Source organism: Streptomyces anatolicus (assembly GCF_019400875.1).
GTDB classification, from domain to species: Bacteria; Actinomycetota; Actinomycetes; order Streptomycetales; family Streptomycetaceae; genus Streptomyces; species Streptomyces anatolicus.
The window spans coordinates 1-12,369 of record NZ_WMBF01000181.1; the positions used below are offsets into that span (position 1 = coordinate 1).

Consider the following 12,369-nt stretch of genomic DNA (forward strand, 5'->3'; position numbering starts at 1 on the left):
CTACCGGGCCCCCCGCACCCCCCGCGAGGAGACCCTGGCCGCGCTCTTCGCCGAGGTGCTCGGCGTGGACCGGGTCGGCATCGACGACGGCTTCTTCGAGCTCGGCGGGCACTCCCTGCTCGCCACCCGGCTGATCAGCCGCGCCCGAGCCGAACTGGCGATAGAGATACCCATCCGCAAGATCTTCGACCTGCCGACAGTGGCCGCGCTCGCCGCGTGGACGGCGGAATCGGCTGCTCCGCGCCGACCCGGCCTGCGCAAGATGTTCGTAGAGGAGTAACAGCGATGATTCCGCTTTCAGCCGCACAACGCCGCATGTGGATTCTGCACCAGATGGAGGGCGGGTCGGAGAACTGGAACATGCCGGCGGCCATCCGGCTGACCGGATCCCTGGACCAGGCGGCCCTCACCGCGGCGATCCGCGACGTGGTCGACCGCCACGAGATCCTGCGCACGGTCTACGCGACGAACGAGGACGGGGAACTCCACCAGCGGATCCTGCCGACGGCTCGGGCCACGCCGGAGGTGGCGGTGGTCGAGGTCGCGCCCGAGGACGTGTCCGGCGCGGTCGACAAGGCCATCGCCTACCGCTTCGACCTGGCGGCCGAACCCCCGGTGCAGGTGCGCCTGTTCCGCTGCTCTCCCGAGGAACACGTGCTCGTCCTGGTCATCCACCACATCGCCACGGACGGCAGCTCGGGCGCGCCGCTGGCACGGGACCTCGCCGCGGCCTACACCGCCCGCAGGGAGGGCCGGGCCCCGCGGTGGGAGCCGCTGCCCGTGCAGTACAAGGACTACACGATGTGGCAGCGCGAGGTGCTCGGCGACGCCTCGGACCCGGACAGTCTCGCCGCGACGCAGATCGCGTACTGGCGCGAGGAACTGGCCGGGGTGCCGCAGCCGTTGGACCTGCCGCTGGACCGCCCGCGGCCCGCGGAGACGAAGGGGCGCGGCGCCACCGTGGGTCTCGTCGTGGAGCCGGAGGTGGCGGCCGGGCTGCAGAAGGTGGCCGACGGGCGTGGCTCGACCATGTCGATGGTCCTGCACGCCGGGCTCGCGGTGCTGCTGCGCAAGCTCGGTGGCGGGGACGACGTGACGATCGGCAGCTCGATCGCCGGGCGGACCGACGAGGCGCTGAACGATCTGGTCGGGTTCTTCGTCAACACCCAGGTGCTCCGGGTGAACCTCTCCGGTGACCCCGCGTTCACTGATCTGCTCGCCCAGGTGCGGGACAAGGCGCTTGCGGCCTACGAACACCAGGACGTTCCCTTCGACATGCTGGTCGAGGCGATCAACCCCGAACGCTCGGCGGCGTACCAGCCGCTGTTCCAGGTGATGCTCGGCCTGCAGAACTACGAGCGGCCGGAGCTGGAACTGCCCGGGCTCACCCTGGCGGTCGAGCCGGCCACCGCGTCGGCCTCCAAGGTCGACCTCTTCTTCAATCTGGTCGCCGACGACGCCGGGGCGCTGCGGGGCGACATCCTCTACGCGACCGACCTGTTCGACCGGGAGACGGTCGAGGCTATCGCCGCGCGGTTCGTGCGCGTTCTGGAGCAGGTGGCCGCCGACCCGGACATGTGCGTCGGGGACGTCGACGTGCTGCTGGCGGGGGAGTGGCAGCGGATGGTGGCCGAGGTGAACGACACCGCCGAGCCCTCCCTGGAGGGCGGTCTTGTCGCGGAGGTGCGCGGGCAGGCGCAGGCGACACCGGAGGCGGTCGCCGTCATCGGCGACGACGAGTCGGTCACCTGCCGGGAGCTGGACACGCGGTCGAACAGGCTGGCTCACTGGCTGGTCGGCCAGGGGGTGCGGGCGGAGTCGCGGGTCGCCGTGTGCCTGCCCCGGTCGGTGGACCTGGTCGTGGCGCTGCTGGCGGTGCTGAAGGCCGGGGGAGCCTGCGTTCCGGTGGATCCGGACGACCCGCGTGCCCGGATCGACCGCATCCTCGAGCACGCGGAGCCGATGCTCGTGCTGGACGTCGACGCGCTGGCCGGGACGGACACGGCGGGGTACCCGGACACGGCGCCGGAGGTGGCCGTCCGGCCCGAGAACACCCAGTACGTCAGCTATACGACGGAGTCGACGGACGAGCCGAGGGGCGTGGCCGTCCCGCGCGGCGCGGTGGCCAACTACCTGGCCACGATGCGGCGCCGGTTCCCGCTGTCGCCCGAGGACCGGATGCTGTTCGCCACCACCGTGGCGCTCGACATGTCCGTCACCGAGCTGTATCTGCCGCTCATCACCGGCGCGACCATGGTGGTCGCGGGCGGCGGGACCGTCGACGACATGTCGGCCGTGGCGGAGCTGCTGCGCCGCCACGAGGTCACGGTGGTGCAGGCCACGCCCGGCTTCTGGCAGACGCTGTCGATGCGTGAGCCGCACGCCGCGAACGGTCTGCGGATCATCGTCGGCGGGGAGACGCTGCCGGCGCGGCTCGCCAGGATCCTGGCGAAGCAGGCCGCCGAGGTGTTCCACATGTACGGCCCGACCGAGACGACGACGTGGTGCACCGAGGCGCGCGTACGGGTGGGGGCGGGGGCGCCGATCGGGCTGCCCGTCGGGAACACCCGGGTCTACGTGCTCGACGGACGGCTGCGTCCGGTGCCGCGCGGGGTGCCCGGTGAGCTGTACGTCGCCGGTGCCGGGGTGGCCCGCGGGTACCTGAACCGGTCGGGGCTGACCGCGGAGCGGTTCGTGGCGTGCCCGTTCGGCCCCGCCGACGGCGGGCGAGGAGGACGGATGTACCGCACCGGGGACCTGGTGCGCTGGGACAGCAACGGCCAGTTGGAGTACGTCGGGCGCACCGATCGCCAGGTGCGGCTCGGGGGATTCCAGGTCGAGCTGGCGCGGATCGAGCAGGTGCTCGGCGGATATCCCGGCGTGGCGCGGGCGGCGGCCGTGGTGCGCGAGAACCAGGACGGCGCCAAGCGCGTCGTCGGTTATGTGATGCCCGAGCCCGCTGTCGCGGAGGCCGCCGCCGGTGTCCAGGGGCTGCTCGCCGAGGTGTCGGAGCACCTGCGCGGGCACCTCCCGCGTCCCGCGGTGCCCTCGGCGGTGATCCCGCTCCCGGAGATCCCGCTGACCCCGGACGGGGACCTCGACCGGGACGCGCTGCCCTCCGAGGACGCGTCCACCACCGTAAGCCGGGCGCCGCGCAACTCCCAGGAGGAGCGCATGTGCGCCCTCTTCGCCGACCTGCTCGGCCTCGAGCGGGTCGGCATCGACGACGACTTCTTCGAACTCGGCGGGCACTCGCTCATGGCCACCCGGCTCAGCGCCCGCATACACGGCGAGTTCGGCATCGAGGTGCCCCTGCGGACGATCATCAAGTACCCGACGGTGGCCGAGCTGGCCGCGCTGCTGCTCGTCGCCTCCTCCGAGGAACTGTCCGATCCGTTCGCTGTCGTGCTGCCGCTGAACAACGACCCGGGTACGGGCAAGCTGCCCTTGTGGTTCCTCCACGGGGGAGGCGGCCTCGGCTGGGCGTTCTTCAGCTTCGTGCTGCACGCGCAGGACCGGCCGGCCTACGCCCTGCAGTCGCGCGGCTGGAACGGCGTGGACAAGTTGGCGGGGTCGGTGGAGGAGATGGTCGAGGACTACGTCGACGAGATGGTGCGGGTCCAGCCGGAGGGACCCTTCCACCTGATCGGATGGTCCTACGGCGGGACCGTCGTGCAGGCCGTCGCGGAGGCGGTCGACCGGCGCGGGCGCGAGATCGCCTTCGTCGCCATCCTGGACTCCCAGCCGGGCGGAAACTACTTCAAGGAACTGCACACCGGCAGGACGGTGCAGGACTACCGGCAGGAACTGGAAGAACACTTCGGGGAATACTTCGGCACCGAGAACCGGCAGGAACTCGTGAACGCCATGGCGAGGATCCTGGCCAACAACGCGGCCATCATGATGGATTTCGAATCGCCGGTCTACCGCGGTGATGTGCTGTTCTTCAACGCGACGCTCGAAGAGAACTCGTACGCGCACCTCTGGCGGCCGTACATCCTCGGCAACATCGAAGTGCATGACGTACGGGCCGTGCATCACGAATTGCACATGCCCGGGCCGGTGGCCGAAATCATGGAGGTCATCAACCGCAAGCTCGCGGCATGACCGGCCACCGGACCACGTTGCTTTGCGTGCCGTTCGCGGGAGCGGGCGCCTCCTTCTTCCACCCGTGGCGGGCGTTGGCCGGCGACCGGTGGCCCGTGGCCGCCGTCGAAATGCCCGGCAGGGAGCGGCGGATGCTGGAGACGCCGTACCGCAATGTCGTCGAGGCGGCCGAGAACGAGGTCGAGGGCATCGCGGCGACGCTCGGCGAGGGGGCGCGGGTGGTGCTGTTCGGGCACAGCCTGGGCGCGGTGCTCGCGTACGAACTCGTGCACCTGCTGAGCAAGCGCGATGTGCATGTCGAGCGCCTGGTCGTCAGTGGCTCGCCGGGGCCGTGGACGCAGCGGGAGAGGCGCGCGGCGGGCCTTCCCGACGAGGAGTTCCTCGCCCGGGTCGAGGAGTTCGCGGGCTTCCGGCACCCGGCTCTCGACCACCCGGAAATGCGTGAGCTGATCCTCCCCGTGCTGCAGGCCGACTGCGAGATGCACGAGAACTACCTCCCGAGCACCGACGAACCGGTGTCGGTGCCGATTTGCTCGCTGCGGGGTGACTCCGACGGGCTCGTCACCGCGGACGAGGCACGGCAGTGGCGGGACGCGACCACGAGCACCTTCAGTTATGCGGAACTTCCGGGCGATCACATGTACCTGGTCGATCTCGGCCGTGAGGTGCTGGATGTGATCGAGCGCCAAGGACGAAGCGGAGGAGCGCCGGATGTCAGTGGCCGTGTCAGGGACGTGACAGATCGGTGACAGTCGCGGCGAGGACGGTGGACCCATGAGAAGTTCGGCGATCGCAGTCTCTGGACTGCGCAAGGCATATGGCGACAAGGTCGTCCTCGACGGCATCGACTTCGAGGTCGCCGAGGGATCGGTGTTCTCCATGCTCGGCCCGAACGGGGCGGGCAAGACGACGACGGTGAACATCCTGGCGACGCTGCTCAAGGCCGACGCCGGGACGGCGTACGTCGCCGGGCACGACGTGGCGGCCGCGACCAAGCAGGTGCGCACCGCCATCGGCGTGACCGGGCAGTTCGCCGCGGTGGACGACCTGCTGACGGGCCGGGAGAACCTGCGGCTGATGGCGGACCTGAAACGCGTCCCCTCCGGTGATCAGACGGTCGCGCAACTGCTCGACCGGTTCGACCTGGTGGAGTTCGCGGACAAGATGACGGCGACCTACTCGGGCGGCATGCGCCGCAAGCTCGACCTGGCGATGACCCTGGTCGGCCGGCCGCGGATCATCTTCCTGGACGAGCCGACCACGGGTCTGGACCCCCGCAGCAGGCGCACGATGTGGGGGATCGTCCGCGATCTGGTGGCCAACGGCACCACCATCTTCCTCACCACCCAGTACCTCGACGAGGCCGACGAGCTGTCCGACCAGATCGTGGTGCTCGACCAGGGGCACCTGGTCGCCGAGGGCACCCCGGCAGAGCTCAAGCGCCAGGTCCCCGGCACCCACGTACGGCTCCGGTTCGCCGACCTCGACGACCTCGACACGGCGGCGCGGATCCTGCCCGGTGCCACCCGGGACGATCAGGAGGTGACACTGCGGGTGCCCGGCAACGGTGACTCCAGGTCGCTGCGGGCCCTGCTCGACCGGCTCGACGAGCACATGATCAACGCCCAGGAGTTCTCCGTGCACACACCGGACCTCGACGACGTCTTCCTCGCCCTGACCGGGCGGGCGAGCACGAAGGAGGCGGTGAAGTGAGTTCCCTCTCCGAGGCGTTGACCGATTCGTCGATCATGTTGCGCCGCAACCTGAAGCACTCCCTGCGCAACCCGATCACGGTGTTCAACGCGCTCCTCATCCCGATCCTGGTCATGCTCATGTTCGTCAAGGTCTTCGGTGGCGCCTTCAGCGTCGGCGACGACTACGTCGACTACGCGACACCGGGGATGCTCGTGATGGGCATCAGCTACGGTCTCGGGGCCACCGCCACCGCCGTCAACGACGACATGACCAAGGGCATCATCAACCGCTTCAAGGCCATGGACGTCTCCCGCGGCGCCGTGCTCACCGGCCACGTCGTCATCACCACGGTGCGCTGTCTGGTGGCCGACGCGGCCATCGTCGCGGTGGCCTTCGCGATGGGCTTCAACCCGACCGCGAGCGCCATGGACTGGCTCAGCGTCTTCGGTCTCGTCGTCCTGCTCACCTTCGCGACGAGCTGGCTGACCGTCGCCGTGGGCCTCGCCGCGAAGACCGTCGAGACGGCCGGCCTCGCCGCCGTCCCGCTGATCCTGCTGCCCTTCCTGAGCAGCGCGTTCGTCCCCGCGGAGACGATGGGGGCAGGTGTGCGGCAGTTCGCGGAGTACCAGCCCTTCACCCCGATCATCGAGACCCTGCGCGGGCTGCTCGTGGAGAGCGGCCCCTCGAGCGGTGACGCGATCGCGGCCGTCGCCTGGTGCGTCGGGCTCTCCCTCATCGGCTACGTCTGGGCGCTCACCACGTTCAAGAAGCGAGCGTGACCTCGACCAGCTGAGACCAACTGACCGATTCCCCCTCCCGAGCCGCCTCGGCGAACCCCGCGTCGCCGAGGCGGCGCCGCGCTGCCCGCTCGATCCGCGCCTCGTCCGGCAGCGAGCGGTCCCGCAGCCCGCGTACGCCCACGCTCGCCGCCAGCAGCCGCGCGGCCTGCTCGTGCTCGTCACGGCGCAGCGCGAGGTCCGCGACCCCGACGAGCACCTGGGCGATCAGCGGCGCGTGACCCCCCTCGGACGCCGCCGCGCACGCCGCCGCACGGTGCGCCCGGGCCTCACCGAGGTCGTCGGCGAGGTAACCGAGCAGGTCATGGGTGACCGCGCGGATGTTCGCCCGCTCCGCCTCCTCGCCCAGCATGGCCGCCGCGATGCCCAGTTGCCGGTGCGCCTCCTCGGTGTCGCCGCCCCACCGGGCGAGCTCCGCCTCCGAAAGGGCCAGCTCGGCCAGCGCGTCCGGCCAGGTCACCCGCTCCGCGCTCCGCCGCGCCTCGGCGATGGCCGCCGCCCCGGCCTCCTCGTCGCCCAGCAGCCAGTACAACTGCGCCTGCCGCGACCGCATCCGGACGACGTCCTCCCGGGCGCCGACCTCGGTGACGACCGCGATCGCCTGCTCGTAATGGCGGCACGCGGCGGCGAACTCACCGCGCACGGCGATCCGGTCCGCCAGCTCGGTCAGGGCGAACGAGAGCCCGAACCGCTCCCCGAGCGCCGAGAACTCGGCGAACGCCTCCCGGAGATACGTGTCCGCCTCCCACCCGTCCCGGCCGAGCATGATCCGCATCTTGCCCTGGTGCAGCCGGGCCATCGCGCGCACCCACGGATCCTCGTCGTCCAACAGCGGTTCGAACGCGGGCAAGAAGGAGTCGGGCGCCTGGAGCATGCGCTCCAGCGGACCGATGAACTCCAGCACCGGATGGCGGCGCCGACTGCGCCCGCCGAACCGGTGCGCCTTGTGGATCCACTCCGCGGCCTGGTGTTCGTCGCCGCCCCGCCCGGAACTCATGAACATCGCGAGGAGGGCGTAGACCATGGCGCGGACCTCGTCGGTCACCTCGCCGGGCATCCTGATGGCCGTGGTCAGCAGCTCCATGCCCTCGGTCTTGTGGCCGCCGAGCCACCAGTACCAGCCCGCGACCGCCGCGAGCCGCATCGCCGCCTGTGCCTCGCCCGCCGCGAGCGCACCCCGCATCGCCGCGCCGATGTTGTCGTGCTCGGTGTCGAGCGTGGCCAGCCAGTCCAGTTGCGCGGCGCGGCGCAGATGCGGCTCCGCGGTCTCGGCGAGCTCGGTGAAGTAGGTCAGGTGCGCGTGGCGCGCGCGGTGCGCCTCCCCGGCCTCCGCGAGCCGGTGCCGGGCGTACTCCTTGATCGTTCCGATCATGCGGTAACGCGGTGCGCCGTGGCCCTCGGCGAGCAGCAGCGACTTCTCGGTCAGCGCGGTGAGCAGTTCGAGCACCTGCTCGGGCTCGACCGCGTCGCCCGCGCAGACCCGTTCGGCCGCCTCCAGGCTCGCCCCGCCGGAGAACACCGCCAGCCTGCGCAGCACCGTCCGCTCGGCGTTGGAGAGCAGCTCCCAGCTCCAGTCCACCGCCGCGCGCAGCGTCTTGTGGCGCGGCAGCGCGGTGCGGCTGCCGCTGGTCAGCAGGCGGAACCGGTCGTCGAGCCGGTGGCCCAGCTGGTCGATGGACATGGTGCGCAACCGGGCCGCGGCCAGTTCGATCGCCAGCGGTATCCCGTCCAGAGCCCGGCAGACCCGCGCCGTGGTCGCCAGCGTATGGGCGTCGGCGCCCAGATCCCGGCGCACCGCCCCGGCCCGGTCCCGCAGCAGCCGGACGGCGGGCGAGGCCTCGATCTCGTCCGGGCTCGCGTCACCCTCCGGCAGGGCCAGCGGCTCGACCAGCCACAGCGCCTCGCCGGTGATGCCGAGAGGTTCCCGGCTCGTCGCGAGTATCCGCAGCCGCCGGCACTCGCCGAGCACCCGGTGGGCGAAGACCGCCGCCGACTCGATGACGTGCTCGCAGTTGTCCAGGATCAGCAGCGCCTCCCGCTCCCGCATCGCGGCGACGAGCCTGTCCATCAGCTCCGCGTTCGGCGCTCCGCCGAGCAGCGAGTCCCGCAGGCCTAGACCGGCGAGCGTGGACTGCGCCACGTCGGCCACGCCGCCGTTCACGCGGACGGCGGCCAGCTCCACCTGCCAGACGCCGTCCGGCAGTTCGTCCAGGAGGGTGCGCGCGGTCTCCGTGGCGAGCCGGGTCTTCCCCGACCCGGCCGGCCCGATCACGGTGGTGAGCCGGTGCTCGGCGACGAGCTCGCGGACGGCGCAGAGATCGGCGCCCCTGCCGACGAAGGTGGTCAGCTCGGCGCGCAGATTGGTCCTGTGGTGGGCCTCTCCCTGCCGCAGGTCCCGGGCCAGCTCACCCCGTAACAGCGCCACGTGCAACGCCGCCAGCTCGGCGGAGGGGTCGGCGCCCAGCGCGTCGGCCAGGGCCTCCCGCGCACGCTGGTACACCAGCAGCGCCTCACTGTCCCGGCCGGCCGAGACCAGGGCGCGCATCAGCGCGGCGACGAACCGCTCCCGCACCGGGTGCGCGGCGACCAGGTCGGTCAGCTCGTCGACCATCTCCGCCCCGCGCCCCAGTGCGATCTCCGCCTCGACGCGCTCCTCCGTGGCGGTCAGGCGCAGGGCCGTCAGCCGGCTGACGGCGGCGTCGAAGGCGGCGCTGTCCTGCAGTCCGACGTCCTGCAGGGCCGCCCCGCGCCACAGACCGAGCGCTTCACCGAGCAGCCGTGCCCGCCGGGGACTGTTCTCGGCGCGGGCCCGGCCCGCGGCGACGAGCCGCTCGAACCGCACGGCGTCGACGGCGTCGGGCTCCAGCGTCAGCCGGTAGCCGTCCGTCCTGCCCTCGATCACCCCGTCCGGCAGAACTTTGCGCAGCCGGGAAACCAAGCGCTGAAGGGCGTTCGTCGCATCCGAAGGCGGGTGTTCGCCCCAGATCCAGTCGACGAGTGCCGCCTTGGGGAGCGCATGACCCGTTCTGAGGGCGAGGGCGATCAGCAGCCCGCGCAGTCGCGCGCCCGGCACATCGACCAAGTCACCTTCGTCGGTACGCACTTCAAACGGACCCAGCACCCCGATCTGCACCCGCTGATTCTGTCATGGGCATTTGGCCCTCACGGTTGTCCCGCCGACAGGACAACCGGAGGCCCCCCGCGATGCCTCACTCGCGCAGTTCCAGCGTGCAGCACTTGACGCTGCCCCCGGCCTTCAGCAGCTCGGTCAGGTCGGCGCCGACGGGGTGATAGCCGCGCTCGCGCAACCGCGCCGCGAGGCCGGTGGCCGCACGGGGCAGGACGACATTGCGGCCGTCCGACAGCGCGTTGAGGCCGAACACGGCGGCGTCCGCCTCCTCGGCGAGGACGGCGTCCGGGAACCGCTCGGCAAGCACGCCCCGGCTCTCCGCGTCGAACGCCCCCGGGTAGTACATGATCTCCCGTTCTCCGAGCACCGCCAGCGCCGTGTCCAGGTGGTAGAAGCGCGGATCGACCAGGGTCAGGCCGGTCACCGGGCGCCCGAAGAACTCGCGCACCTCGTCGTGGGCCCGGGACTCGGAGCGGAAGCCGGTGCCGGCCAGGATCTCCCCGCCCACGCAGAGGAAGTCGCCCTCGCCTTCGTTGACGTACTCCGCCTGCCGGACCTCGGACCACCCGCCACGGCCGAACCACTCCAGGTACGCTGCGGACTCGTCCCTGCGCTGGGGATGCCTGAACCGCGCGACGAGCACCTTGCGGTCCACGACGAGGGCGCCGTTCGCGGCGAAGACCATGTCGGGCAGCCCCGGTACGGGCTCGATCAGCCGTACGTCGTGGCCCAGACCGGCGAAGGTGTCGAACAGCCACTTCCACTGGGACAGCCCGGTCTGTATCGAGGTGGGGCGTTCCGGGTCCATCCACGGATTGATCGAGTATGTGACGTCGAAGTACGTGGGACGGCACATCAGATATTGCCTGGGTGAGGCCATTCGCTGTTCGTGCGACATCTTTGGTTCCTTCCGTAGCTGTGAGTTCGAGAATTCTTGAACGGTTCCCGGCCGAGAAACGAATAATGCGGCGAAGGCGGAGTCAATGCGGCACCGCCGTCACCCCTTGCGTCGCGTTTCCCGGGCCCTTTACGTTGGCGTGGCGATGCCCCCCTCGGTGCACTGTCGGCGGACACTCCGGTCAACGGGTGTGTCTCGCCAGCGGGACAGTGGAAAGGAAAAGGCTGGCAATGGAGTCAGAAGCGCAAGCCGCGTCTTCAAGTGCGCCTGAATCGCTCGTGCGGGAGATCTCGGCGCTGTGGGGGGAATACCTCGATACCCGCGAAGTCGGGGCGGACGACGACTTCTTCGCGATCGGTGGCAATTCACTGATCGGCATCAAGATCATCGACCGGGTGACCGAGGAGTACGGCGTCGAGCTGTCCGTGCGCGACTTCTATCTGGCGCAGACACCGGCCAAGGTCGCCGCCCTGATCGAACAGGGGAGGACACGGACGTGAGGTTGACGCCGGGTCCCGCACGCGAGGTCGACCTCGATCGCGTCGACCTTTTCGACCTGGACCTCTACGCCTCCGGCGATCCGCACCCGGTCTGGGACGTGATGCGCGCGAAGGCGCCCCTGCACCACCAAGTCCTGCCCGACGGCCGGGAGTTCTGGTCAGTGACCCGCTACGACGACGTCTGCCGGGTGCTCGGGGACCACCGTGAGTTCACCTCGGAGCGCGGCACGGTGGTGACCCATCTCGGCGTGGACGACGTCGCGGCGGGCAAGCTGATGACCTCCACCGACCCGCCGCGGCACACCCAGGTCCGCAGGGCGATCGGCGCCAGGCTCACCGCGCGGGCGGTCGCCTCCTGGGAGGACCGCATCCGGGGGACGATCGCGCGTTTCCTCCAACCGGCCCTCGAAGGCGGCACCTTCGACCTCGCCGAACAGGCGCTGCTCCTGCCGGCCATGGTCACGGGCCCGCTCCTTGGGATCCCGGAGCGGGACTGGGCCGAACTCGTGCAGCTGACCGCGATGGTGACCGCCCCCTCCGACCCGCACTTCCAGCACGGCAGCGAAGCCGCCACGCTGGCCATCTCCCACCACGAGCTGGTCACCTACGTCACCGAGTGGGTCAAACGGCGGCGGGCGAGCGGGGACGAGGACGGCAGTCTGCTCGACCACCTCATGAACGTCCGTGCGGGAGAGGCGCCGCTGACCGACGAGGAGATCGCCCTCGACGGCTACAGCATCCTCCTCGGCGCCAACGTGACGACGCCGCACACCGTCTCCGGCACGGTGCACGCCCTCATCGAACGCCCGGAGCAGTACGCGAAGGCACAGGCCGACCCGTCGCTGGCCCCGAACCTGGTCGAGGAAGGGCTGCGCTGGACGTCGGCCGCCTGCAACTTCATGCGGTACGCGGTGAGCGACACCCGGATCGGCGGGGGCACGATCCCGGCCCGTGGCGCGGTCGTCGCCTGGATCGGATCGGCCAACCGGGACGAGTCCCAGTTCGCCGATCCGCACCAGTTCGACATCACGCGGGACAACGCCAAGCGCCAGGTCGCGTTCGGCTTCGGGCCGCACTTCTGCGTCGGGGCGCCACTGGCCCGCCTGACGCTGCGCGTCTTCTTCGAGGAACTGCTCCAGCGGTGCGGCTCGATCGCCCTCGACGGCGAGCCGCGGCATCTGCGGTCGTACTTCATCGCCGGGATGACCCACCTCCCCATCGTCGTCAAGAAACGGATGACGT

9 protein-coding genes are annotated in these 12,369 nt (G+C 70.7%); 7 read left to right on the top strand and 2 right to left on the bottom strand.

All coding sequences use genetic code 11. From position 1 onward, the window contains the following. From GKQ77_RS17640 to GKQ77_RS17660, 5 genes are all read left to right on the top strand, one after another. Window positions 1–280 (top strand): phosphopantetheine-binding protein (locus GKQ77_RS17640; RefSeq protein WP_219689742.1); only part of this gene is annotated, 280 nt, incomplete at its 5' end. A 5-nt stretch (window positions 281–285) separates the two neighbouring features. Further along, a complete protein-coding gene (locus GKQ77_RS17645) occupies window positions 286–4,107 on the top strand; it encodes a non-ribosomal peptide synthetase (protein WP_219689743.1) in 3,822 nt (1,273 codons plus the stop codon). After that, window positions 4,104–4,856, top strand: coding sequence for a thioesterase II family protein (locus GKQ77_RS17650; RefSeq protein WP_219689744.1), 753 nt, complete (start codon window positions 4,104–4,106; stop codon window positions 4,854–4,856). Before GKQ77_RS17645 ends, GKQ77_RS17650 begins: the two co-directional genes overlap by 4 nt. A 25-nt stretch (window positions 4,857–4,881) precedes the next feature. Further along, window positions 4,882–5,820 carry an ATP-binding cassette domain-containing protein gene (locus GKQ77_RS17655; protein ID WP_219689745.1) on the top strand — a complete coding sequence of 313 codons (939 nt, stop codon included), beginning with the start codon at window positions 4,882–4,884 and terminating at the stop codon, window positions 5,818–5,820. Continuing rightward, a complete protein-coding gene (locus GKQ77_RS17660) occupies window positions 5,817–6,581 on the top strand; it encodes an ABC transporter permease (RefSeq protein WP_219689746.1) in 765 nt (254 codons plus the stop codon). The genes GKQ77_RS17655 and GKQ77_RS17660 overlap by 4 nt, the downstream gene beginning before the upstream one ends. Here the strand turns inward: GKQ77_RS17660 and GKQ77_RS17665 are convergent. Continuing rightward, window positions 6,565–9,702, bottom strand: a complete 3,138-nt coding sequence (locus tag GKQ77_RS17665) for an ATP-binding protein (protein ID WP_504739863.1) — start codon at window positions 9,700–9,702, stop codon at window positions 6,565–6,567. The two genes, GKQ77_RS17660 and GKQ77_RS17665, sit on opposite strands and share 17 nt — an antisense overlap. A gap of 106 nt (window positions 9,703–9,808) precedes the next feature. Then, complete coding sequence (ddaH, locus tag GKQ77_RS17670) at window positions 9,809–10,627, bottom strand: dimethylargininase (RefSeq protein ID WP_219689748.1); 819 nt, start codon at window positions 10,625–10,627, stop codon at window positions 9,809–9,811. Between the two features lie 230 nt (window positions 10,628–10,857). Between ddaH and GKQ77_RS17675 the strand changes: the two genes are divergently transcribed. Both GKQ77_RS17675 and GKQ77_RS17680 read left to right on the top strand, forming a co-directional pair. Then, on the top strand, window positions 10,858–11,127 hold the full coding sequence (locus tag GKQ77_RS17675) for a phosphopantetheine-binding protein (RefSeq protein ID WP_219689749.1): 270 nt from the start codon (window positions 10,858–10,860) through the stop codon (window positions 11,125–11,127). After that, window positions 11,124–12,369, top strand: a 1,246-nt coding sequence (locus GKQ77_RS17680; protein ID WP_219689750.1) for a cytochrome P450, incomplete at its 3' end; no start/stop codon positions are given. The genes GKQ77_RS17675 and GKQ77_RS17680, both read left to right, overlap by 4 nt.

Coding starts and splice junctions, on each gene's coding strand:
- GKQ77_RS17645 (WP_219689743.1), top strand. CDS start 286: ATGATTCCGCTTTCAGCCGCACAACGCCGCATGTGGATTCTGCACCAG.
- GKQ77_RS17650 (WP_219689744.1), top strand. CDS start 4,104: ATGACCGGCCACCGGACCACGTTGCTTTGCGTGCCGTTCGCGGGAGCG.
- GKQ77_RS17655 (WP_219689745.1), top strand. CDS start 4,882: ATGAGAAGTTCGGCGATCGCAGTCTCTGGACTGCGCAAGGCATATGGC.
- ddaH (WP_219689748.1), bottom strand. CDS start 10,627: ATGTCGCACGAACAGCGAATGGCCTCACCCAGGCAATATCTGATGTGC.
- GKQ77_RS17675 (WP_219689749.1), top strand. CDS start 10,858: ATGGAGTCAGAAGCGCAAGCCGCGTCTTCAAGTGCGCCTGAATCGCTC.